The 23,888-nt window shown below is 73.2% G+C and carries 19 protein-coding genes; all 19 read right to left on the minus strand.

Annotation, left to right across the window (positions count from 1 at the left end; translation table 11 throughout):
- Positions 1–165 precede the first annotated feature (165 nt).
- Positions 166–2,244, minus strand: a complete 2,079-nt coding sequence (locus ABZ154_RS11780; protein ID WP_356831420.1) for a serine/threonine-protein kinase — start codon at positions 2,242–2,244, stop codon at positions 166–168.
- A 107-nt stretch (positions 2,245–2,351) separates the two neighbouring features.
- The gene (locus ABZ154_RS11785; protein ID WP_356831422.1) at positions 2,352–2,951 is read right to left on the minus strand and encodes a 4'-phosphopantetheinyl transferase superfamily protein; all 600 of its coding nucleotides are present in this window, start codon (positions 2,949–2,951) and stop codon (positions 2,352–2,354) included.
- A gap of 47 nt (positions 2,952–2,998) precedes the next feature.
- A complete protein-coding gene (locus ABZ154_RS11790) occupies positions 2,999–4,291 on the minus strand; it encodes an MFS transporter (protein WP_356831424.1) in 1,293 nt (430 codons plus the stop codon).
- Positions 4,292–4,309: 18 nt separating this feature from the next.
- Positions 4,310–5,419 carry a polysaccharide deacetylase family protein gene (locus ABZ154_RS11795; RefSeq protein ID WP_356831426.1) on the minus strand — a complete coding sequence of 370 codons (1,110 nt, stop codon included), beginning with the start codon at positions 5,417–5,419 and terminating at the stop codon, positions 4,310–4,312.
- Positions 5,416–6,789 carry a condensation domain-containing protein gene (locus tag ABZ154_RS11800; protein WP_356831428.1) on the minus strand — a complete coding sequence of 458 codons (1,374 nt, stop codon included), beginning with the start codon at positions 6,787–6,789 and terminating at the stop codon, positions 5,416–5,418. The genes ABZ154_RS11795 and ABZ154_RS11800 overlap by 4 nt, the downstream gene beginning before the upstream one ends.
- 99 nt (positions 6,790–6,888) lie before the next feature.
- Complete coding sequence (locus ABZ154_RS11805; protein WP_356831430.1) at positions 6,889–7,689, minus strand: hypothetical protein; 801 nt, start codon at positions 7,687–7,689, stop codon at positions 6,889–6,891.
- Positions 7,690–7,774: 85 nt separating this feature from the next.
- The gene (locus ABZ154_RS11810) at positions 7,775–8,047 is read right to left on the minus strand and encodes an acyl carrier protein (protein ID WP_356831432.1); all 273 of its coding nucleotides are present in this window, start codon (positions 8,045–8,047) and stop codon (positions 7,775–7,777) included.
- On the minus strand, positions 8,047–9,057 hold the full coding sequence (locus tag ABZ154_RS11815) for a 3-oxoacyl-[acyl-carrier-protein] synthase III C-terminal domain-containing protein (RefSeq protein ID WP_356831434.1): 1,011 nt from the start codon (positions 9,055–9,057) through the stop codon (positions 8,047–8,049). Before ABZ154_RS11815 ends, ABZ154_RS11810 begins: the two co-directional genes overlap by 1 nt.
- Positions 9,057–9,881 (minus strand): SAM-dependent methyltransferase, encoded by an 825-nt coding sequence (locus ABZ154_RS11820; RefSeq protein WP_356831436.1) that lies wholly within the window; start codon positions 9,879–9,881, stop codon positions 9,057–9,059. The genes ABZ154_RS11815 and ABZ154_RS11820 overlap by 1 nt, the downstream gene beginning before the upstream one ends.
- A gap of 57 nt (positions 9,882–9,938) precedes the next feature.
- Positions 9,939–10,172 (minus strand): phosphopantetheine-binding protein, encoded by a 234-nt coding sequence (locus ABZ154_RS11825; protein WP_015609405.1) that lies wholly within the window; start codon positions 10,170–10,172, stop codon positions 9,939–9,941.
- Positions 10,169–10,600 (minus strand): holo-ACP synthase, encoded by a 432-nt coding sequence (locus ABZ154_RS11830; protein ID WP_356831438.1) that lies wholly within the window; start codon positions 10,598–10,600, stop codon positions 10,169–10,171. Before ABZ154_RS11830 ends, ABZ154_RS11825 begins: the two co-directional genes overlap by 4 nt.
- Positions 10,597–11,469 carry a hypothetical protein gene (locus ABZ154_RS11835; protein ID WP_356831440.1) on the minus strand — a complete coding sequence of 291 codons (873 nt, stop codon included), beginning with the start codon at positions 11,467–11,469 and terminating at the stop codon, positions 10,597–10,599. The genes ABZ154_RS11830 and ABZ154_RS11835 overlap by 4 nt, the downstream gene beginning before the upstream one ends.
- Entirely contained in the window at positions 11,466–12,338 is an 873-nt protein-coding gene (locus tag ABZ154_RS11840; RefSeq protein WP_356831442.1) for a diiron oxygenase, read from the minus strand. The genes ABZ154_RS11835 and ABZ154_RS11840 overlap by 4 nt, the downstream gene beginning before the upstream one ends.
- A 175-nt stretch (positions 12,339–12,513) precedes the next feature.
- Positions 12,514–13,155, minus strand: a complete 642-nt coding sequence (locus ABZ154_RS11845) for a pyridoxamine 5'-phosphate oxidase family protein (RefSeq protein WP_356831444.1) — start codon at positions 13,153–13,155, stop codon at positions 12,514–12,516.
- Entirely contained in the window at positions 13,152–14,180 is a 1,029-nt protein-coding gene (locus ABZ154_RS11850; RefSeq protein ID WP_356831446.1) for a LuxR C-terminal-related transcriptional regulator, read from the minus strand. Before ABZ154_RS11850 ends, ABZ154_RS11845 begins: the two co-directional genes overlap by 4 nt.
- 446 nt (positions 14,181–14,626) lie before the next feature.
- Positions 14,627–17,350: a BTAD domain-containing putative transcriptional regulator gene (locus tag ABZ154_RS11855; RefSeq protein WP_356831447.1), complete on the minus strand. Its 2,724-nt coding sequence runs from the start codon at positions 17,348–17,350 to the stop codon at positions 14,627–14,629.
- 381 nt (positions 17,351–17,731) lie between these two features.
- A complete protein-coding gene (locus ABZ154_RS11860) occupies positions 17,732–20,695 on the minus strand; it encodes a hypothetical protein (RefSeq protein WP_356831449.1) in 2,964 nt (987 codons plus the stop codon).
- 12 nt (positions 20,696–20,707) lie between these two features.
- Positions 20,708–22,555, minus strand: a complete 1,848-nt coding sequence (locus ABZ154_RS11865) for an HSP90 family protein (protein ID WP_356831451.1) — start codon at positions 22,553–22,555, stop codon at positions 20,708–20,710.
- Positions 22,556–22,615: 60 nt separating this feature from the next.
- Positions 22,616–23,608: a hypothetical protein gene (locus tag ABZ154_RS11870; RefSeq protein ID WP_356831453.1), complete on the minus strand. Its 993-nt coding sequence runs from the start codon at positions 23,606–23,608 to the stop codon at positions 22,616–22,618.
- Between the last annotated feature and the right edge of the window lie 280 nt (positions 23,609–23,888).

A 23,888-nucleotide genomic window follows, 5' to 3' on the forward strand; every position in this document is an offset into this window, starting at 1 on the left:
CAATGTCCGTACGCGCCTGCCGACGCCACACCGCCGGCCTCATGGCCTCGCTGGGCGACCGGAGCCGGTAACCCGGCGGGGTACCTCCCGTCCCTGCGGACGGAGGACCGACGAGGAGATCCACGGGCCGCAGCGCCTGACCGGGGGCGCCGAGAACGGCCCCGGTCAGGCCCGGTTGTAGCGGTAGCCGCTGCCGTGGGCGGGGCCGACGTCGTGCAGGATCCCCGACCCGTCGACGGCGAAGAACGAGGGGTCGGTGTCGCGGCACATTCCGGTGGAACGCGCCTTGTCCACCGTGGCGGTACCGACGTTGATCCGCTGCCCCCCGTTCGTCACGGACGAGAGCGTCGCCGCGTACTCGCAGTGCCCCGAACCCTGTACGTCCGCGACGAGCGTCACCGCGAGCTGTCCCGGCGACACGCGCCGGATGACCACCGTGTGGGGCTGGAGGGCGTCGTACTGCGACGCGATGGACCAGGTCCCGACGAAGTGCTGCGGCACCCGGTTGTCCGGGGCCGGGGGGTCGGGGTCCGGGGCGGGCGGCTTCGGCGCTGTTCCGGAGCCGGAGCCCGAGCCGGAGCCCGAACTGGAGCCGCCGTTGTCGGACGAGCCGGAGCCGGGCTGGGAGGAACCCGAGCCGCCCGAGCCCCCTGATCCGGAACCGCTGCCCTCCGGAACGACCGCGCCGCCGGAGCCGGAGGTCTCCCCTGCGTCTGTGTCGCCGCCCTTGCCCTGCTCCTGGCTCCTTCCGTCCTCCTTCTCCTTGCCGTCCTTGCCCTTGTCCTTCGCCTTCTCCTCGCTCCCGTCCTCGCCGGTGGGGTCTGCGGAGGGCGCGGCGGAGGGGCCGTCTCCGGTACCGGAGGGCGCGGCCGCGCCGGTGTCGGGGGTGTCCGCCCCGGCGCCGGGACCGTGCTGGAGGAAGGCGACGGTGGAGCCGGTGGCCAGCACGGCGAGGACCGCGGCCGCCACGACCCAGGTACGGCGACGACGGCGCGGGGCCTTCCCGCCGGCGTCCGCCGAGACGGCGAGGGCGGGCGGGGGCGGGGGCGGGGCGTCCGGAGTGGGTGCCGGGTCCTGGGCGGGTCCAGGTGCCGGAGTGGGTGCGGATTCAGGTGCGGGAGCGCGTGCCGCCTCCTGTGCCTGTGCCTGTGCCGGTTTCGGATCCGGTGCCGGTGCCGGTTCAGCCTCCGTTACGGGTCCGCGTACGGGTTCCGGCTCAGCCCCCGGGACGGGCTTGGCCTCAGGGCCGCCATCGCCCCCGCCCTCCGCCTTCGGCACATCCGCGTCCAGCAGCACCGCCGCCTGCCGCGCGAGGCGGGCCAGAAGCTGCGGCGGCAGCCACGCCCCGCCGCGCAGGGCGGCGCCCGGACTCTCCGACGTAGCGACGCCCGCCAACAGCGCCTCCACGCCGGGCCGTTCGGCGGGCTTCTTGGTCAGGCAGCGCCCGATCAGCTCGCGCAACGGGGCGTCCGCCACCTGGGTGAGGTCCGGTGCGGACTCGACGATGCGGTACATCACGGCGTGCTGGTTGCTCGCCCCGCTGCCGAACGGCAGCTTTCCCGTGGCCGCGTACATCAGTACGCAGCCGAGTGCGAAGACGTCCGCCCCCGTACCGGTCTCCTCGCCGAGGACCTGCTCGGGCGCCATGAAGCCGGGCGAGCCGATGACCATGCCCGTGCTCGTCAGCAGCGACTCGACCGAGACCTGGAGCGCGCGGGCGATACCGAAGTCGATGACGCGGGGGCCGTCGACCGTGAGCAGGACGTTGGACGGCTTCAGGTCGCGGTGCACGATTCCGGCGGCGTGGATGCCGCGCAGTGCCCGCAACAGCCCCTCGGCCAGGGCGTGTACCGACTCGGCGGGCAGCGGACCGTGTTCCCGTACGGCCTGTTCCAGGGAGGGGCCGGGCACATAGCCGGTGGCCACCCACGGGTGGGCGGCATCGGCGTCGGCGTCCAGTACGGGGGCGGTGTAGCGGCCTCCGACACGGCGGGCGGACTCGATCTCGCGGCGGAACCGGGCCCGGAACTCCCCGTTGGAGATGTGCTCCTCGTGGACCACCTTCACGGCGACCGTACGGCCCCCCGCCGAACGGGCCAGATAGACCCGGCCCATGCCGCCCGCCCCCAGCCGGCCGAGCAGCGGATAGGGCCCGATCCGTTCCGGATCACCGGCCACAAGGGGGCGTATGCCCTCCATGGCCGTGTACCACTCGCCGTCGTGCTGTTCCCTGCCGCCGCTCATGCTGACCCGATCCCCCGGTGGCCCGTTACCCTGCGGTCGCCCGCGCTCGGCCCAGGATAGAAGCCCTGCCTGCCCGGGAGCACGGCCGGGCCCGGGGACAGCGAGGCTCAACCGGCCGTTGGCAGCGCGTCGTTCCAGGCGCAGCCGACCGGGACCGGCTCACCGCCGCGCGGGGCGCACCAGTTCACCCGCCCCCACTCACCTGTCTGTTGGCCGATGTTCACCGGAACGTCCCAGGGGCGGCCGGAGAGACCCCGTCCGACGGCCTTCACACACGCCTCCTGAACCGTGAAGATCCAGGCGAACTCGCGTCTGCGCCGGGCCTCGGGCATGACGGCGAGCGCCTCGGCGTCCGCGGGCGGACAGCACAGGCGCAGCAGCCGGTCGCCGACGGCAGCGGGGGCCTGCACATCGACGCCGACGTCACGGCCCCGGCCGACGGCCGCGGCGACCCAGCCGGAGGAGTGCGAGAGGCTCACGCCCAGATCCGGCCGGCCGGGCAGGTACGGCCGGCCGCTCGGGTACGCGGCGACCGGTCCGCCCCTCAGGTCCTCGCCGATCTCCCGCAGCAGGGCGCGCAGCAGGGTCCGCGCAGCGGCGTACTCCTCTCCACGCCACAGCGGCAGGCGGGCCGCAGCCGCCCGGTCCCGCACGGCGACGGGCAGCGCGTCCAGCACCTCCGCGTTCCGGCCGACCACGTAGTGCACGCCCTCGGCGGCCGTACGCAGCCGGGCCGGGCCGGTTCCGACGGTGTTCAGAGCCGGTCCGGCACCCGGCGCAGATTGCGGATCGGGCGGGCTATCAGGAGCGCGGACGCGGTGAGGAAGGAGACGACGACGCCCACCATGAGCACCGTCTTCGTGGAGAACAGGCCGACCGCCGGGCCGGCCAGCGCGCTGCCGATGGGGTACATGCCGACGGAGCCCGCGACCTCGTACGCGTGGATGCGGTTGAGCATCTCGCCCGGCACCTGGGTCTGCACGCTCGTGGACCACATGACGCCCCAGATGCCGATCCCGGTCCCGACCGCGACCTGGGCGAGCATGAGCAGCCAGACCGGCCAGCCGAGCACGATGCCTAGCGGGTAGAGGGGATACGCCATCATCGCCACGGCCCCGGCGGCGAGCGGCCGTTCGGGTTTGTAGCGGATCGCCAGCAGGCCTCCGATGATGGTCCCGGCGCCCAGCGCGGCGTTGACCAGGCCGAAGGCGCGGGCGCCGTGTTCGGGCACGATCACCCCGGCGGCCAGGGAGAGTTGGGGACCCCAGGCGAGCACCGCGTAGAACATCCAGATGACGATGACGCCCCAGAGCCAGCTGCGGGACCAGAACTCCCGCCAGCCGACCGCCAGGTTGTGCCACATGGACTCGCCGGCCGGCGGGGCGGGAACCACGCCGAGCTTGAGCACGAACAGGCAGATGGCGCTGGTCCCGTAGGCGACGGCGGAGATCACCATCACCCAGCCGGTGGACCCGAACCCGACCAGGGTTCCGGCCAGTGCCGGGCCGCCGAGGCCGGTGATCGCCTCCGAGGTGCGCAGGATGCCGTTGGCGCCCTGCACGTCGCGGGAGACCAGCGGGACGGTGGAGGCGGCGCCGGGCTGGAAGAGCGCGTTGGCGGTACCGGCGACCGCCAGCAGCGAGTACAGCTGCCAGAGGTGGTCGATGCCGTGGATGAACAGCAGGGCGAGCAGGACGTGGGCGACCAGGTTGGCCAGGTCCGCGAGGATCATCATCCGGCGGGCGGTGAACCGGTCGGCCAGCACCCCGCCGAACAGCACCAGGCCGGCGAACGGGGCGACCAGGAAGGCCATCGAGTAGCCCGCGGTCTCCAGGCCGTACCCGTCGATGAGCAGACCGGCGGCGACGGCGACCGGCAGCATGGCCCAGCTGAGCAGTCCCGCACTGCGGCCGACGAAGTAGAACCTGAAGTTACGGGACCATATCGCCGGCTCCCCCGCCGACGGGCCCACGCCGGAACCGCCGGGGCCGTCCTTCGGCGGCGGTGGCGGGGGCGGTGGCGATTCCGCCGCGGCGTGCTCTGCCAAGCGCTCTTCCATAGCCGTTCAGATCCTTCGGTCGTTGGTCGGGGTCTCTGGTCGGAAAGTCGTTAACGCGCCGCTGGTGGGTCCGGTCTCGCCCGGCGCCGCCAGGTCCCCCACCGGGACCAGTTCCAGGCCGCGTTCGAGCAGGCCCTCGATGATCGACGGGAGGGCCTGTACCGTCTGGGCCCGGTCGCCGGCGCCCTCGTGCATCAGCACCACCGAGCCCGGCCCCGCGCCCTCCAGGACGGTCGCGGCGATCTGCCCGGGCCCCGGCCTCGACCAGTCGCGGGCATCGACGTCCCACATGGCCAGGGTGGTCGGGTAACCGTCCAGGGCGGCCAGCACCTCGGGGGTCAGGGCCCCGTACGGCGGCCGGAACCAGCGCGGGGCCTCGCCGGCGCCGGTCACCCGGGCCAGCTCCTCCGCCGTACGGTCCAGCTGCTCGCGCAGCTCCGCCGGCGTCAGGTCCGGCAGGAAGGGGTGCGACCAGGAGTGGTTGCCCAGCTCGTGCCCGGCCGCGGCGATCCGGCGTACCTCGTCGGGCAGCGCCGCGACATGGTGGCCGACACAGAAGAAGGTCGCGCGGGCCCCGTACCGCCCGAGGATCTCCACCACCTGGCGGGTGAACACCGGGTCGGGCCCGTCGTCGAAGGTGAGCGCCACCCGCGGGTCGTCCCTGCGTCCGTGGTCGAAGCAGCGCCCGGCCGCCGTCAGCGCCGCCCGGGCCGGCTCCCCGCGCTCGACGCCCTCGAAGTACTCCTCGGCGCGGCCGGTCAGCGTGCCGCCCTCGGCGGTCACCCGGGCCAGCGCCCCGGGCGCGGTCCGGGCCTGCTCCGCGAGCTGTACGGCGGTGACGGAGCCGAACCCGGGGCGCGGCGGCAGCAGCCAGGGGTCCGCCCGGTACACCTCCAGACCGGCCGCCGTCATCGGGCCGTCGAGCAGCCCGTTGGTGCTGTCCAGCACCACGGCGGGGGTCTCACCGTCGCCCGACCCCCGCAGCCAGGAGATCAGTTCGGCGACCCGGCCGCCGCTCCAGCTGCTCGGCTCGGCCACGCGGCGCCCCGCGTCGTCCAGCACCTCGACCCGGTAGCCCGCCTCCGCCCAGGCGATTCCCGCGTACTGCTTGCTCATCGGTCCTCCAGTGCGATCGCCTTGGCGACGATGTGCCGCTCGACCCCACGGAGGAACTGCTCCATGCCCGTACGGCTGATGACGGCGGGGTCGGCGGTCATCGCGAGGTCCAGGGCGCCCGGGGCGGTCAGCGCGTCCACCGCGATCGAGACGTTCCTGCGGGGCGGGAAGTCGGTGGGCCAGCTCAGCTCGGTCCGGCCGGTCAGCCCGCTCAGCGGGACCTCGGGCCGCTCCACCGTGTCGAACGGGGTGACGGCCGGGTCACGGGTGTCGTTCCACCAGTACGAGTGGTCGGCCGCCGCCTCCTTCTCGATCAGCCCCGCCACCTCGCGGTCCAGCGCCCACTTGTCGTACGCGGCGTGGCGGAAGGCGCTGAACGCGACGGACCGCGTCCGCCGCACCACGTCCTCGAAGTCCCGGTCCGCGTCGGTGAGCCGGAACAGGGCCTCCTGCGCCACCGTGGAGACCACCGCGGCGGCGGCCGGCTGGAACCGGTTGCCCACCACCACCTGGAAGAGCACGTCGCTGCTCCCGGACGACAGGGCCAGCTGGTGGGAGACCGCGCCCAGCAGCACGGCCGCGTCGCTCACCCCCAGCTCCTCGGCCACCCGCCCGACGGCCACCGCCAGCGCGGGCGAGCGCAGCAGGGCGTTGGGGAAGCGGCGGGTGGGGTCGTCCGCGAGCTCCGGGGCGGCGGGGTGCCGGAAGATCTGCCGGGGGCCGGCCGTCAGCTGCTCGACCCAGTAGCGGCGGGCCGCCTCGTCCCGGCGGCGGCCGAGCGGGGACGCCTGGACCTCCGCGGCCTCCAGGGGCTGGACGGCGGGGCGGGAATCGCGGAGCGACACGGCGGTCGCCCCCGCCTGGACCGACTCGAGGTCGCGGAGCAGCCGGCCGAGGCCCCAGTAGTCCATCCCGGTGTGCGCGCCGACCAGCACCAGCCGGTGGACCAGGCCCCCGCTCTCCACCAGGCCGACCCGCAGGGGCCATTCCCGCGTGTGGTCGAAGGAACGCCCGCCCAACTCCTGGAGCAGGGCGGCGCTCACCTCCCGGACCTGCTCGGGCGCGCTCGTACGGATCTCCACCGGGAGCTCGCCGCTGCCGTCCACGACCTGCTCCAGGCCGTCCTCACCCTGCGGAAGGAACCGGGTGTGCAGGCTGTCGTGGAGAAGGAGCAGCTCCGTCAGGTCCGCGAGTACGCGAGGGACCGGGCGGGGCGGGGAAAGGGGGAGTGCGACCGGCAGGTTGTACCGGGGGGCGTCGTCACCGAGCCGGGAGACGACCCCCCAGATCGCCCGCTGCCCCCAGGTCGCCGGGCCGCTCCCGGCTCTCGCGGAGTCCAGCCTGATGGTCCGGTCCTCGGCCGTCGTCATCGTGTTTCCGCCTTCCCTTCGCTTGCCTCGTCCGTGTCTGCGGGTGCTTTCCGTGGTGCCCGGGCCGGACGCTCGTCCGCGTCCGGCCCGGCAGGTGCACTAGGGGGTGGCGGCGAAGAGCGCCACGTGGCTGCGGCCGGAGCGCGGGTCCGTGTCGCACAGCACGATCCGCCGGTACACGCGCTGCCACTCCTGCCAGTGGTCGGCCAGCTCCAGCCAGAGGCTGGTGCAGTAGCCGCCCGGAGCCACCCGGTGCACCGCGCCGTGGACCGGGACGTCCTCGGTGACCCAGGGGCCGAGGACCAGCAGCGTCCCGTCCTCCCCGAGCTCCCGGCCCAGGGCGCCCGCGGCCGAACCGGCCGAGCGTGCCCGGACGAACTCCAGCCCCTCCCCGGTGGAGGCCCCGAGGACCAGCGCGGCGGCCGAGTCGGTCAGCGGGGTCTCCTGGACCAGCGGGAGCGCGGTGGGCAGGGTGGTCTGCTCCAGCACCGCGATCACCACCTCCGCGGCCCGCCCCGAACGGTGGTACGCGGAGGCGATCCGCAGCGCGGTGAAGGGCGCGGCCAGACCCTGCTGGCCGATCGCGAAGCTGACCGCCCGGCCGCCGAGCCGCTCGGTCAGGTGCGGTGCGACGGCGGTGAACGGCACCACGTCCGGCAGGGCGTGGGCGACGATCGCCAGCTCCGGCCGGCTCCGGCCGACGGATTCGTCGGCGACGAGCAGGTCCACGAGGTCGCGGTGGTGGACGTGCGGGCCCCGGCTCAGCAGCTCCTCGTCCGGCTTCTCACCGAAGGGGGTGAGCAGATCGCGGAAGTAGTCGAGCGCGGCCGGGACGCCTTCCGGCGTCCGGCCCTGCGGCGACCGCACCGAGGCGGCGGCCCGTACGACGAGCGCGCTCATGACGCCGCCCCCTTTGCGACGACGGCGCAGATCATGGCGTCTCCTCTGCGGGCGCGGATGATGGCGTCTTCTCTGCGGGCGCGGTTCATGCCGCCCCCTCTTCCGCTTCCGCGCGGATCGCGGCCTCGACGTAATCGGCGAAGGACCCGAGCGTCCGCAGGTCGTCGATGTCGAGTCCCTCCGGGTCGACCGAGATCCCGGTCGCCTCCTCGACGCTCATCAGCATCCCCAGCACGGCGAGCGAGGTGAGCTGCAGCTCGTCGAAGAGCGCGGTCTCCTCCGTGAGCCCGCTGACCGGCCGCTCCAGCACCTCGCTGAGCGCCTTCTCGATGGTCAGCACCAGTTGCTGACGGCGCATCAGGTCCCGCCTCCCGCACGGTGGGTGATCACCATCGCGCCGAAGGTGGCGCCCAGGCCGACGGAGACCAGCAGATAGTGGGCGCCGTCGACCAGGCGGCCCGCGTCCCGCAGGGTGGTGTAGTTGACGAAGACGTCGGAGGCGTAGGTGTGGCTGAAGCGCGGGACGTTGTCCAGGAACACCTTCTCCGGCCCCACCTCCAGTTCCTTGATGGTCTGCCGCCAGGCCAGCTTGTTGACGTTGTGCGGGATCACCAGGTCGACCTCGTCAAGGCCCAACCCGGCGTCCCGCAGAGCCTCGTGGATGACGTCGGCGATCCTTCTGCCGTACTGCTCCCCGAACTCGGTGTTCTGCTCGGGGGTCAGCTCCAGCCACTGGGCGTACTCGCCGAGCGTCCGGATGGCGAAGGACCGGACCACGTCGCCCTCGCCCTCCAGGGTGATCAGGCAGGAAGCCGCGGCGTCGGCCATGATCGAGGTGTTGGGGATGTGCTGGACCAGCGGCGAGTACGCCTGCTCGCCGGTGACCATCAGGGCGTACGCGCCCTCCTCGCCCTCCGCGCGCAGCAGCTCGCCGAGCACCTCGATGGCGCCCAGACTGCTGACGCACGCCTGGTGGCTGAAGCCGAAGGCCTCGGCGTCGGGGAGACCGAGGTCCTCGCCGACCACCTGGGCGATGTCCACGTCGGGCGGGGCCACCGCCTGGGTGGTGTGCGCGTACGCCAGGTAGTCGACCCGGCCGCCCTCGGGCAGGGCGGCCAGAGCGCTGCGGGCGGCGGGCCGCAGCAGGTCGAGCAGCGGGAGCTCGGGATCGAAGCGGAGGGTGTCCAGGCCGTAGAACTTGCGGAACACCCCGAGCTGCGCCCGGTGCAGGCCCAGCCGCTCGCCCAGCTCCTCGATCCGTACGCTGCGTTCGGGCAGGTACGACTCGATCCGCTCCAGGGTGATCCGGCGCTCTGCGGCTGGACGGCGGTCCGTGTCCGGGTGGCTCTCCGTGGTCGCGTGACCCATCAGGCCGTCACGACCTCGGCGCGGACCAGCCACAGGCGGTTGGCGCCGCGACGCCCCCGCGGCTGGACCTCGTACGGCCAGCGGCCCTCGCCCGCGCCGGGCTGCCCGGGCTCGCGCAGGTCGGTGGTCTTCCAGCCGTGCTCGGTCAGGAACTCCTCGGGCTCGTCGGTGCCGAAGACCCACGGCGTGCCGTCGGCCGCGAGGGCGTCCAGGAAGCGCTTCGAGAACGGGCTGCGCAGCATGGCGCGCCCGAGGATGTCGAAGGCCAGGTGGCTGCCGGGGGCGGAGGCGGAGGCGAGCAGCCGCAGCAGTTCGCCGGCCTGCTCCTCGGTGAGGAAGAAGGTGAGCCCCTCGGCGACCCACAGGGTCGGCCGGCTGCGGTCGAACCCGGCGGCCTCCAGGGCGGGCAGCCACTGAGTGGTGAGGTCTGCGGAGACCTCGCGCCGGTCGGTGCGCGGCTCGGCCCCCAGGGCGTCGAGCCGGCGGCGCTTCTCGGCGATCAGCGGTGCGTGGTCGACCTCGTAGAGCTCGGTGCCGTCCGGCCAGTCGAGGCGGAACGCGCGGGTGTCCATACCCGCGGCGATCAGCACCACCTGCTGGACTCCGCTGCCGGCGACGACCTCCTTGATGGCGTCGTCCAGGAACCGGGTCCGGATGGAGATGAAGGGGAGCACGCCCCCGCCGACGTACCGCTCGATCAGTTCGAAGCCGCGGGGCGCGGCCAGATCGCGGGCGAGCGGGTCGACGAAGAGCGGGTCCTCCCGCTCGGACTCCTGTGCGCGGGCTGCGGCCATCCACTGTGCGGTGTACGAGACTGCATCCATGATGAAGACCCCTCCTCGGGATCGGGCGAATCCTCGGGATCGGGCGAATCCTCGCGATCAGGCGAAGAACGCCTTCTCGATGGTCGCGAGGGTCTGGAAGTCCTCGATGTCGATGGCGTCGAAGTCGATCTCGACGCCCGCCGCGTCCTCGATGGTGTAGACGAGCTCGACGAAGGCGAGCGAGTCGACCAGCCGGCTCTCGATGAGGTCGACGTCGGCGGCGAGTTCGGTGCGCTCGGGGTGACGGCCGAGGATCCAGTCCCGGACCTTGTCGATACCTGCGGAACTCATGGCATTCCCTTCGAAGTCACTGATCCAGCGAGATGGGGCGGTTGCGAGGTGGTGGCCGCGGCGACGGCGATGGCGAAGCCGCCGTCGTGGCTGATGCTGACGTCGATCGGGCCGAGTCCGGCGTGCTGCGCCAACTCGGCCGCCGCGCCCGACAGCCGGACCCCAGGGCGGCCGCCGGGGCCGCGCAGGACCTCGATGCCCTGCCAGGGAACCGGCCGTCCGACCGCGCCGAGGAGCTTGAAGACGGCCTCCTTGGCGGCCAGCCGTCCGGCGATCCCGGCCCGGTCCGGTTCCCCGTCCGGGGTCCGGGAGGCGGCCAGCTCGTCGGTGGAGAGGAACCGTCCCAGCACCGGCCCGGCACCGGGTTCCAGCAGCTCGCCGACCCGGGCGAGCGGTACGAGGTCGACGCCGATCAGGGGCCGGCTCACGACGGTTCGGCGGAGGCGGGTACGGCGGAGGCCGGTGCGGCGGCCGCGCGTACGGCGGCCAGCGCGGCGTCGAGGTCCGCCTCGAAGTGCTCGGTCAGGACGGCGAGCCAGCGCTCCAGGCCGAAGGCCACACAAGAGGTGTAGGCGTGCTCGCCGGACTCCAGCCGGATCGAGCACCGCTCGCCGAAGAAGTTGCGGTGGGTGTTGACCGAGGCGATCGCCAGGTCGCCGTACTGGAACTCGTACTTGACCGGGCTGAGCTTCTGCATCAGGGCCCGCCCGCTGTCGTTCTGGAAGAACGGGTCGCCCGCCGCCTCCCTGCCCAGCTCGATGCCGAGCGCGGCGGCGAAGGACTGGATGCGTCCGGTGAAGCGGGCCAGCACCTCCTGGGTGTGGTCGAAGCTGCCGAGCGCGACGATCTCGCGCATCTGGAAGCTGGCGAGGCGGCGCAGCCCGCTGTAGTGGTCCTCGTTGCGGAAGCAGCGGTTGACCAGGGTGACCAGCAGGTCGTCGGCGACCTGACCACCCTCGTGGAAGAGGTACGCGCCGTAGCAGGTGGCGTGCGGCAGCCCGTACCGCGCCTCCGTGACGGCTCCGGATCCGAACCTGCCGGCCACGGGCTTGAACTGCTCGTCCGCCAGATCCAGCGAACCGGCCACCCAGGCGAGGTGGGGGAAGTTGGTGTAGACGTCGAACTTCTCCAGGTCGGTCACCGGGAAGAGCGGCGGCGCGCTGATCTCCCCGGCGCCGTCCTCCAGGCCCCAGCCGGTGAAGACCCGGTCGAGCTCCTTGACGAGCGCGGTGGCCCGCGGGCCCAGGATGGCCAGGGCGGGCTCGCCGTCGCTGCCGGTCAGTCGGGTCGCCGTCATCGGATGAGTCCCGTCTTCTCCAGGTACTTGGCGGTCTTGCGGAAGGTGCGCAGCTCGGCCTCGGCCCGGGCCGGCGATTCCAGCAGGGCGCGGCGCAGCTCGTGCGGGCGCTCCAGGCCCGCGTCGCGGTAGACCTGGGGGTGGTAGAGGGATTCGAAGCTGTGCCGCATGTAGCGGCGCAGGTACGTGGAGACCTCGTCCAGCTCCTGCTCGGTGGCGGTCCGCTTCAGGTCCTGGTGGAGCAGGTTGACCAGTTCGCGGCCGAAGGCGATGTGCCGGGACTCGTCCTGGTGGTGGATCCGGTTGATGCCGCGGATCGTCTCGTGGAGCCGCTCGTCCTCGGCCATCGCCGAGTTGAAGTGGTCGACCAGCTCCTCGAAGATCAGGATGCGGGCGAAGACCAGCAGGCTCTGGACCTTGTCCGACGGCGCGGCCGTCTCCGCACCGCCGGCGGGTTGCCGGTAGATCTTCTTGCCGTAGCGGAGGCAGAATTCGGCAAAGAACCACATGTGCTCGTTCTCCTCACCGATGAAATGGTGGAAGAACTCCGACGGTGTTTCGAAACCGGCGGTGTGGATCCGGTTGACCACCTCGACGAGCAGTTCCCGGATACCGTGGACGTTGAGGCTGTAGAAATTTATGCTCTCGTGCTTGGAAAGCGCATGGAGCTGCTCGGAGGTAAGCTTCTCGGCCCATTCCGTCCCGTAGGTGGTGGTGAGCTCGGGGCTCATCCACCACATGTCCTCGGGGAGCCTTTCCGGCCACTCGAAGAGCCGGTAGGGGTTGTAGTAGTCGTCGATCGACTTGGTGGCGAGCCGGTCCAGGATTCCCCGAAACCGGTCGTTCCGGTCGATCACTTCGCTGACCATCGAGTGATTCCTCCGTTCGCTTCGAGGGCTCTTTGCTGAATCCAGATTAGGAATCCGGGCAGGGGTTCCTCAATGCCCGGAACCGGCTGCCGATTTCGGCCAGTGGGCCGTTCGGTCCTGGTCAGGGATTTCCTCGCGGAGGTGCTCGATGGCCGGATCCGGCTGCCGTTTCCGGTCAGCCCGTCGAGCCCTCGGGGCGGGCGTCGAGTCGCGCGCGCAGGGCTGCGTTCTCCTCCTCCAGCCGGGCGCGGCGCTCATGGACCGGGGCCAGGGCCTCGGAGACGTCGCGCCGGCTGAAGCGCGGGGTGATGTGGTTCGGGCAGTTCCAGGCGTAGGCCTCGACCCGGATGGTGACGATCTGTTCGACCTTGCCCTCGGTGCGGGGCGACTCCATGCGCTCGGCGAGCCCGAGGTTCTCGTCGACCGGCAGGGCGGTGGCGTGGCCGAACAGCTTGAGGCGGGTCTGGCGGGCGTGGTCGATGAAGAAGAGCGCGACCCGGTCGTCACCGCGCACGTTGCCGGTGGTGACGTACTGCCGGTTGCCCCGGACGTCCAGGAAGCCGAGCGTGTACTCGTCGAGGACGTGGACGAACCCCTGCGGGCCGCCCTTGAACTGGATGTACGGCCAGCCGGTCTCGCCCACACTGGCGAACAGGAAGCCGTCGAGGCTCCGGATGAAGTCGGCCGAGCGCGCGTCGAGCGGATCAGGCTCCTCGACCTGCTCCCTCAGCCGGCGGCCGGCCGCTGAGGCGCTGCCCATCTCCTCCTGGACCTGACGTACCGCGGTGGTCTGCGCGAGTTGGTTGAAGCGGCTCATACGGCACTCCTCAGGGCCAGGTCGACCAGGCCGGTACGGGCGGCCAGCACGCCGGCCTGGAAGCGGCTGCTGGCGGACAGGTCCTGCATGATCGTGGCGACATGGCGGCGGAGGGTCCGCTCGGACATGCCCACCCGGCGCGCGATGACCTCGTCCTTGGCGCCGGAGGCCAGCAGGGAGAGCAGGGTCGCCTTCAGCTCCTCCATGGTCCCGGCGTAGCCGGCCGCACCGGAGTCGAAGTCGACGGCGGACTCCCAGACGCGGGCGTGCAGCCCGGCCAGGAAGGCCGCGACCGTACTCTCGTAGACGACGGCGATCTCGCCGTCCTCACCGGACGGGATGAAGGCGGTCTTCCGGTCGAACACCAGGAAGCGGTCGCTCACCTCCTTGGTGGTGCGCACCTGGCCCCCCGCGGGCAGGAGTTCACCGAGGTGCGCACGGGTCCCCGAGTCGCCGCGCGCGGTATGGGGGTAGAGGATCCGCCCCCGCGCACCGCGCCGCAGCGCTTCCAGCACCAGCGGGCGGGCCAGCCGCAGCTCGCGGGTCTCGCGGGCCACGCAGGGCTGCATGACCAGGACCTCGGTGGTGCAGCTCTGCGCGGCCTCCAGCAGCCGCAGCTCGATCTCCTCCGGGTCGCCGGTGATCACCACCGGTTCGGCGCGGGTCCGGGACTGTCTCTCGAACGCCGCCGCGAAGGAGCTGAACCGCCCCTTGAATCCGGCGAGCCGGTGCCGGCTGTCGAGGATCTCCCGCTCCAGGGGGATCAGCAGCTCCATCTGGGCCGCCTCCGGGCTGACCGCCACCAGCCGGTCCGCTCTGCTCTCCGCCGGCTTGACCAACCGCAGTTCGCGCAGTACGCCGACCGCCTGCTCGGCATACCGCGGCGGGGCACCCAGCTCCTCGGCGATCCACAAGGGGTCGAACTCGCTTCTGCCGATGGCACGTTCGTAGAACGCTACGGCGAACTCGGCCATCTCGGCCGCCCGTCGGTCTCCCTGCTGTGGGGCCTGTGCCACGGTGTGCATCGATACCTCGTTCTCAGCGCGCGGATGATGGTGGCCTGGCCGGAGGAGAAGGTCCCGGAACGCGCCTCGTACGGGCGGTGGCGAGGCCACTGTGAGCTGTGGCAACGCGTCACCTCATGAGTCGGCACGAAAACTGGCCTTGTGGTGCGGTGCGGCGCGGTTCGGTGCCGCCACAGTACGGTCCCCGACTGGTCGGTCTCCTACAGCCGGACCAGAGGGCGGGGACCGGCCATGCGGTCCGGCTCCGCCCGAACACGTCGACCCTGAGCTGGAGTTATCCCGGTCACCGCCGATCGGTTCACGGCAACCGGCAGAACCGGCTTCAACTGCCGGAGTAGTTGTCCTGCCGCCGGACCGGCGGCAGGACCGGATCGCTCTTCGGCCGGACCGGAACCCCGGGCTCGTCGCCCGGGAGCGGGCGCGGCCGGGGCGCGGCCCTCAGCAGGTCAGCTCCAGGCCGACGACGCCCCCGGAAGGCCCGCCGCGCCGCCGTGCCGGGCGAGTTCACGGGCCTGGGCGGGGTGGTCGCAGGGCTGCCGCCCGCCGCCGCTCGCCCGGTGCGCCGCACTGATGCGGCGCAGCGCCAGCGCCTGACCGTCGGCCCAGTCCGCCTGCCGCGCGAGCTCCAGCGCGCTGCCGAGCAGCTCCAGGGCCTGGGTCCGGTCCGCCAGCAGCCAGTGGCATTCGGCGCGCCGCAGCTGGGCGGCGGCCTGGGCCCGCGGCTCACCGTCCGCGACGGCGGCGAACAGGCCGGCGGTCGCGACCTCGAGGCACTCGCCCGTGTACATCCCCACCGAGAGGAAGCCGTGCAGGCTCTCCGCCAGCCGCCAGGCGAGGGTGGTGAAGCCGGCTCCGGCAGCCTGCGGGACGGCGCCCGACAGGTTCTCCCGCTCGCTGTCGAGCCACTCCGAGGCCTCACCGTGGTCCGAGAAGGCCAGCGCGGCCGAGGGCGCCGCCCCGGCGGACGGGCCCGGTACGGGCTCCGCCGGGTAGAGCAACCGGGCCGCCGCGTCGGCGTGGTAGAGGTACCACTCGAAGAGCCGCTGCCGTGCGGCGTGCGCCTCCTGGGTGCAGGCCAGCTCACGGGCGTACGAGCGCACGAGGTCGTGCAGCCCGAAGCGGCCGGCGGCCCTCTCCCGTACCAGATGGGCGTCCGTCAGGGTCACCAGAAGCTCGGCCGCCGCGGCCGAGGTGGTGTCCGCCAGGGCCGCCGCGCCGTTCACCGAGACGTCCGGTCCCGGCATGAGACCCAGCAGCCGGAACATCCGCCGGGCCCCGGCCGGGAGCGCGAGGTAGGAGAGGTCGAAGGCGGCCCGCACGGTCGAGCGCCGGTCTCCCTCGACGCGCAGCCGGCTGAGCATGTCGTCCCCCGCCAGCTCGGCGCAGTAGCCGGCGATGCCCGTGTCGCGGGCCACCAGGTTGGCTCCGGCGATCCGGATGGCCAGCGGCAGGCCGCCGCAGACCCGCACGAGCCGGCGGGCCGCCTCCTCCTCGGCCGTGGCCCGGCACTCGCCGACGATGCTGCCCAGCAGCAGTCGGGCCTCGTCCGGGTCGAGGACGTCCAGGGCGAGCTGGCGGGCACCGTCCCTCGCGACGAGCCCCGCGAGCCGGCTGCGGCTGGTGATCACCACCGCACAGCCCCGGGCGCCCGGAATGAGCGGCCTGACCTGCTCGGCGTCGCGCGCGTTGTCCAGCACGATCAGCATCTGCCGGTCGGCGAGCAGCGTGCGGTACAGCGCCGCGGCCTCGTCCTCGTCGACCGGCAGCCGGCCGGGCGGCGCGCCCAGGGCCCGGAGGAACTGCGCCAGGACGTCGCCCGGCCGCAGCGCCGGCAGCGGTGAGTGGCCCCGCAGGTCGACGAAGAGCTGCCCGTCCGCGAAGTGTTCGCGCCGTGCGTGCGCCCAGTGCTTGGCGAGCGCGGTCTTGCCGACGCCGGGCGCGCCGACCACCGCCATCACATGGGAGCGCCGGGCCGGGTCGGGCGAGACGAGGGCGTCCAGGTCCCGCATCTGCCCCAGCCGTCCGACGTACGAGCCGGCCATGGCGGGCAGCTGGGCCGGGAGCGGCCCGGCGAGGGTGGCGCGGCCGGCCGGCGCGGGGTCGTCCGGGTGCTGTGCGCGGGGCAGTTGCTGGCGCAGCACCCTCAGGTGGGCGTCGCGGACCTCGGCGCTGGGCGCGATGCCCAGCTCCTTGTCGAGCCGGTCGCGCAGGCGGCTGAAGACGTTGAGCGCGGCGGCCTGCTCCCCGCAGCTGCCGAGGGTGAGGATCAGCCGGGCGTGCAGGCCCTCGTGGAGCGGCTCGGTGTTCACCATGGACCAGAGTGCCGGGACGGCCTCCTCGGGCCGGCGCAGCAGCAGCGCGGTGTCGGCGTACAGGAGTACCGCCTTGACCCGCCGCTCGTTGACCACCACCGCGGCCGGGTGCTGGCGCAGCACCGGATCCGCGTCCGCGAGCACCGGGCCCCGCCACCACTGCAGCGCCTGCGTCAGCGACGCGTAGGCCGCCCCCGGGTCGGGCGCGCGGTGCAGGCGCTCCGCCTGGGCCAGCAGCTCGTCGAAGTGGCCGAGGTCGGTCTGGCTCCGGGACGCCTGGAGCAGGTAGCCGGTGGGCGTGCGGACGACGGTGGGCGCGGGGGCTGTCCGCGGGCCGCCGGGGTCCAGCAGGCGGCGGACCTGGCTGACGTAGGTGTGGATCAGGCTCTGGTGGGAGCTGGGCGGCCCGGACGGCCAGAGGGTGTCGGTGATCTCCCGCTGGGTGGAGGGCTCGGGGTGCTTGAGCGCCAGCAGGCCGAGCAGTCGGCGCAGCATCGGGCTGGTGACCGGGACGGGTGCCCGGCCGCGCTGGAGGGCGAGCGGGCCGAGGATCAGCAGGCGCGGGCGGGCCGCGCCGCGCGGTGGTCCGGTGCGGGTGGCGGCCAGCAGGTCGGCCAGCTCGTTGCCGGTCAACTCCAGGCCATCCGCCAGGCGTTGGAGGGTGCGCGCCTGGGGCCGCTGAACCCGGCCGCGCTCGATGTCACGGAGCGCCCGGGTGCTGATCCCGGCCCGTAAGGCGGCCGCCTCCTGGCTCAGCCCGGCCCGTCTGCGGAGCGCCTGGAGCCGGGGGCCGAACGTGCCCGGCTCGCCTGCCGGACCTCCCCGGGACAGCGCCGCGGCCGACGTCCTCTCTGACATGGCATCCCCCTCGTCCGATGACCGCCCCCTGTCGATCACGGCCTGCGGCGGCTTTGCGGGCCGTGCGCGGCCGACTTTCCGGAGGCTTCGTCGCGGATCAGTTTGGACTAGACCAATGGGTCAGGCAAGGGGACCACCACCTTGCGGACACGGGGACCCCGCGGGCGATCCGGGACCGGGGGACGAGCGGGGGGCGGCACAGCACGGCGCCGAGCCAGCCGAGCCCGCCGAGCCCGCCGAGCGGCTGAGCAGGACGCGGCACCGAAGCAGCCGAGCGGTTGCCCGGCCGAGCGACATGGCGGCAGGGCGGCCGAGCGGCAAGGCGGCCGAGCGGCAAGGCGGCAGGCGCGGCCCCGACACGGCCCCGCGCCCGCCGCCCCCTCACCCCTCGTCGCGCAGCTGGGCCGCCAGCGAGGCCAGCGGCTCGCACTCCTCCAGGTGACCGAGCGCCGTCAGCCGGGCGACCGCCGCGTCGAGCCGGACGAGCGCGGGCGCGGCGCGCTCCAGGTAGATCCCCTCCACGGCACCCGAGAGACGGACGCACTCCGCCCACTCGCCGGCACCGCCCTCCTTCGCCCCCGGCTCACCGAGCAGGACCAGCGCCTTCTCCAGGAAGGTGAGGGCGTCCTCGTACTCCCCGACGTAGGCATTGACCCGCCCGTACTCGTAGGCCAGGGCCGTCTCCAGGGAGCGCCCCACGGGCTGGAACCCGGCGGCGCGGGCCGCATCCGCGACCCGTCCGGCCTCGTCCAGGTGGGCGAGGGCACCGGCCAGGCCGTCGGGCCCCTGCTGCTGGGCCCGGAGGCGGGCGAGTTCCCGCAGGCAGTTGCTGATCAACTCGTAGCGCGGGGAGAGGGCATGGGCGGCGAGCGCCCGGTCCGCGACCTCACCGGCCCGGTCGAACTCGCCCGCCTCGCCGAGGATCATCGCCGTCTCCGCGGCGATCATGGCGTGGCTCCCCGGATCGTCGTCCCAGCCGGCCGACTCGGCCGCGAGGGCGACGAAGTCCGCGGTGGCGGCCTTGAGATCGTCGCCCGCGTGCAGAGCCCGCGCACGGATCAGCCGCAGCTGGGCGACCAGCCGGTCGTCCAGCTCCCCCGCCGCAACAGCCGGTTCGGCCAGCAGCGAGTCGAGCAGCGCGATGCAGTCCTCGACGCGGCCCAGATCGAGGCAGAGCTGGGCGGCGTTGCTGTACGTGCAGAACGCGTCCATCCGCTTGCCGTCCCGCAGATCCACCTCCGCCGACCGGGTCAGGTGGGCCAGCGCCTCGTCGGGGCGGCCGAGATGCATGCACGCCTGGGCCAGATCACCGTGCAGACGGGCGGTGTCGACCGCGTCGGCCGGCCACGCGGCGGCCAGCCGCAGCCCCTCCGCCAGGTCGGCATGAGCGACGGCCGCGTCCCGCAGGCCGAGCTGGAGCCGGCCGCGCAGGCCGAGCGCGCGCGGCAGGTGCCAGGCGGGACCGTGCGACGCCAGCCGGTCCCGGAGGGCGTCGATCTCGACGACCGCCGCCGGCAGATCGCCGGAGAGCGCGTACGTACCGGCCCGCAGCAGCATCGCGCCGGAGACCTGTGTGGCGAGGCCGTGCCGGATGGCGAACTCCTGGAGCAGATCCACCTCGGCGAAGACCGGCGCGGCCTCCGTCCGGTCCCCCGACGTCTGCAGGCGCACGCCGAGCGCGGACGCCCGCAGCCTCAGCAGACGCCCCTCGATGTACGGGGCGAGGCCGGGCGCCCCCTCCTGCAGCCGGACCACGGCGGCATGGGCGTCGGCCAGGGCGGCGGCCTTCACCTCGGCCTCGGCCCCGTCGTCCGCCCCCTCCCCCGGGATCTCGGCGGCGGCGAGCAGGGCGCAGGCCCGGGCCAGCACCACGTCACCCGGCGCTCCGGCGTCCTCGTACAGCCCGGCGGCCTCCTCGTGGAGATCGACGGCGGAGGCGTGATCGCCGCGCTCGGCCGCCCGGTACGCCTCGTCGGACAGCAAGTCCGCGCACAGCCGGCCGTACGGGCCGACGGCCGGGTCCTCGGGGTGGCTGTAGTCGCGGGCTGCGACGAGCGTACGCAGGCGCGCCCAGCAGGCCCGAGCGTCCGGGTGCCCCTCCTCGTCCAAGGCCCTGGCGCGGCTCATGAGTTCGGGCAGCGACTCGGGGACGGCTGCGGCGATCACAGGCGAGGCGAACGCGGCAACCGAGGCGACCGCGGCACGGCCTGGGGCCAGGTCGTCCAGGCCCCGGGTGCGCAGGGACAGTTCCAGCGCGTCCAGGAGTGGCGCGCGGTCGAGACGGTCCTTGCGGCGGCCGGAGTGGGCCGTGGTTCCGTTACGGGTGTCGAAGCGGGCGGCGAGGCCGTCGCCCCGGCCCCGTACCTCGGCACACAGCCCGGCCACGGTCCAGGCCCGGCCCGCGTACCCGGCCACCGGCAGCCCACCGTGGCCGAGGTTCTCCACCCGGCGCAGCAGCACCTCCACAGCTGTGAGGAAGTCGAGCTGGTCCAGCGGCGAATCCACCTCGTCGAACAGGTTCCGGTTCTCCGCGAGCAGTTCGAGCCCACGCGCCTCGTTGCCGGTCAGCGCACAGAACTCCAGGTGCCGGCCGACCTCTCCGGCCATCGATGGGTTGCGGCGGCAGCCACGGTACCCGGCGAGGTGCAGCTCGCGGGCCCGGTCGGCGTGGCCGGTGCGCAGCAGGGGCAGCAGCGCGTACGAGACCGAGCGGGCCGGCTCCTCCTGGCAGGACTCCTTCCCGGCCAGGACCGGCGCCCAGACCTCCAGCGCGCGCTCGTCGTCGCCCCCGGCGAGGCGGTACAGGGCGCGCTCGCAGATCTCACAGGCCTCGCAGTCGCTGTGCGGGGTCCGGCGGCGGCCCGCCCAGAGCTCGTAGGCGAGGGTGGTGTCCTCACCCACGTGGACGGCGAGCTGGTACGCCTGCCCGTAGTACGGCTGGAGGCCCAGGCCCGCCTTCTCGTACCGGTCACGCATCTCGGTCAGCCACTGGCGCAGGCTGGCCAGCGGTATCTCGGGCAGCGCGCGCAGGGCGTTGGCCACCCACTTGAACCGCCAGAACAGCTGGTGGCGCAGGCGCTCGTCGAAGACCTCGGGCTGCTCGTCGAAGAGGGTGAGCAGGCGGGCGAAGACGACGGGCGACTTCCGGGGGTCGGAGCCGTAGGTGTACGCCTCCTGGAGTTCGAGGAGGGCGTGGATGAGCGGGACGGGCTCGGCGAACCGCTCGGCGGTGTCGACGAGTTCCTCGGCGGTGACGGTCCGGGTGCGGCCGTAGGGGAGTTGGTGGTTCTCCCGGAGCGCCTGGAGCAGCTCGTCGGTGCTCTGAGGGTGAGGTGCGGTAGGCATCGTCAGCTGTCCTTAGCTGTCCTTGCGGAGGGCATGGGCGAGAAGGTCGAGGAAGGAGCGGTTGATCAGGCTCGACTCGGCGGGCCGGAGCGGGCGCCGGGAGAGCAGCGCGGCCTGCCCGTAGAGCGCCTCGGCGCTGGTACGGGCCAGCTCGGGCTCGTCGATGGCCACGGCGGTGCGCACCAGCGGGTTGAGCTGGTTGAGGATCAGCTGGGCGCGCGGGGCCTCCTGGCGCAGCGCGCCGAGGATGTCGCCCCACAGGCCTCCCTCCTGCTCCCGGGCCAGCTGGGAGCGGGTGCGCTCGTGCCGGGCCTCGCGGCTGTCGACGAGCAGGGCGGGAGCGGAGGCGGGGTGGAAGGTGCGCAGCGCGACATCGCAGTCGAAGACGGCGAGGGCGTCGCGGGCCAGGGCGAGGTAGGCCGACGCGGCCAGCTCGGTCTCCCGGTCGACGGGGTCGAGGTGGGCGGTGAGGGTCGCCGGATCGAGGTCGGCGACGCTCGCCTCGGGCCTGATCTCGGGCAGCCGGTGGACCAGTTCTCGGTCGTAGGTGTAGCCGCCGTTGACGACGCCGAGCCCGGCGGCCGAGGCGATCGCCGCGACCTGCCGGAACTCCTCCACGCTCGACGTCACGAGCACCGTGCGGTGGGTGCGGGCGAACTCGTCGAGGGTGGTGTGGCCGTCGGTGGTCTCGAACGGCAGCCAGGGCAGCAGCAGCCGCAGGATCTCGTCGTCGTGCACGGCGAGGGACTTCACGGCCAGGTGGTGCGCCTGCAGGAACCGTCCGAGCAGCTCCGGATCACTGGCGGCGGCCCGGGCGATCCACTCCCGCAGCCGCTCGGCCAGGGCGTCGCGTACGGCGGCGAGCGTGTCGTCCTCGTACAGGGATTCGCGGGACGCGGTCGGGCGCAGGCTCTCGGCGTCGATGACGCAGCGGACGAAGAACGCCCACTCCGGGAGGATCTCGTCGGCCTGCTCGGAGAGCAGCATCCCCTTGACGTGCACCCGATGGCCGTGGCGCCGCCCGGCCGGCACCGCCTCGGGCAGCACGCACGCGATGCCCTTGAGCCCGACGGCCGGCAGGTCCAGCTCGATGGTGTCGAGCGGGGCGAACCCGAAGACCTCCTCGCCGTACGCGGCCAGCGCGCGGGACCGGGAGCCCGGGGTCGGGTACGTACGCGCCCAGGGCGCCGGCTCGGGATTCACCAGGGCCCCGGACGCACCCGCACCACCATCGCTGAAGGTCACCGGATGGCGCAGCAGGGACCCGAAGTGCCGCCCCAGTGCGTGCACTTGCCCGGGCCGGGTCCACTCCCCCGCATCGCCGCGCGGCGTGAGCGTGACGGTGGTGCCCGGCCGAGGCCGCGCGGAGGCGGGCAGGTTGCGCACGCTGTAGCTGCCGTCCCCGTGCCCGCGCCACTCCACGGCGGGTGCGTCGGGGGTACGGGCGGACCGGCTGAGCACATGGATCTCATCCGCGACGAGAAAGCAGGACAGCAGCCCGATGCCGAACTGACCTATGAAGTCGCCGCGTTGCTCGGCGATACCCTCGGCGCGCTTGCTGCTGCGCCCGATCGTGGCGAGGAAGGTGTGGACGTCGGCCTCACTGAGCCCGACGCCGTCGTCCTCGACGCGGACCACGGACCCGTCGGCGAACAGCCGGATGCCGAAGGCGTCGGCGGGCGCGTCCGGTTCGAGGCCGCGCCGGGCGGTCAGGGCATCGACCGCGTTCTGCAGGAGTTCGCGCAGATAGACGCGGGGGCTGGAGTAGAGGTGATGGGAGAGGAGATCGACGAGGCCGCGCAGATCCACCTGGAAGGCACGGTCGGCGCCGTCCGGGGACACGGGAGGGGGGAGAGTCATCGGGCAGTCCAAAAGAGAGAGCCGCAGAGCGGCATATGGAGAGGGGCCGGAACTCGCCGCTCAGGCCCGGTTGTGGCGGTGCCGATGGGCGAACTGCCCTTCGGGATCACCGAAATAGGTCCAGGGCCAGCCGGTGTAAGCGCCGTCCAGCGCGCGGAAGACACGCCGGGCCGTGTGGCTCTCGTCGGCGATCGACAGGGCCATGGCGAACATGCTGAAGTCCTGCTGCCACCCCGGACGCCGCACGTAGGCGGGGTGGAGGATGCTGTGGTCGGCCGCGTCGCGCAACTCTGCGCGGATCTCGTCGGATCCGAGGCGGTCCGCGTCATCCGACTCGACCCACTCCTCGATGTAGGCCATGGCGATCACGCAGCCGAGCGGATGCCCCTGCGGAGCCCGCCCGAGCGCCTCCCGGGCGAAGGCCAGCGCCTCCCCCGGCTCGCCGCCCCACCGGGGCTGCAACTGCGCCAGCCAGTCGATGTGGACCTCCAGGTCCAGCGGATCACGGCGCAGGGCCGCGCCGAACCGGACCCGGTTCACGTCCTCCCCCAAGGACAGCCCGCGCCCGGAGGTGAGGAGCTGCCGCCACGGGGTGACCCACTCGGGCTCCAACTCGGCGGCCGCCAGAAGCTGCTCCTCAGCAAGGGCGAGCCGTTCCCCGAAGACCCGCCACTGCTCCTGGGTGACATCGACGGCCCGCGCGGAGGTACGCGCCTCCCACCCCCAGCTGACATGCCGCGCCCCGGATATCAACAGGGCGGCCGCCCGGTGCTCCGCGTCCTCCTCCACGGCCTGCCCGATCCACTCCTCCACCCCGTCCACCTCGGCCAGCTCACCGAGCACGCCATGGTCCCGCCCGAGATCGAAGGACCCGAGCGCGGCCTTGACGCCCTTCCAGTCCCCCGCGTCGGCCGCCTCGACCGATGCGAGCACCCGCCGGTCCCCCAGCGCCCGAAGCGTGTAGGTCCCGTTCTTCCGCTGTCGCGTAGCGGACAGAGCGTACGGATCCTCCGCCGGTCTCTCCCCACCCCTGCCGAACAACCTGCCGAGCATGCCGCGCCCTCCCCTGGTCCCGCGTGATCTTCGGGTGCAGCATAAGGGGGCCCTAGGACACTGTTTCCACAGGGTATTCACAGATGCTTCACGCGTACGGGTTCACGTTCCCACCCCGCACGAGCGGCATCGGGCGGACGTTGAATCAGCCGGAGCGTCTCCTCCACGACGGGCAGGGACAGGGCCGGAGCCTGGGCCGCGCTCTGCGCGGTGTCGGCGTCGCGCAGCAGCCGTATCCCCACACGCGCGGGCAGCGCGGGGTGCCGGGAAGCCGCGTTAC

The sequence above is a fragment of the Streptomyces sp. NPDC006261 genome (genome assembly GCF_040613515.1).
Classification (GTDB): Bacteria; Actinomycetota; Actinomycetes; order Streptomycetales; family Streptomycetaceae; genus Streptomyces.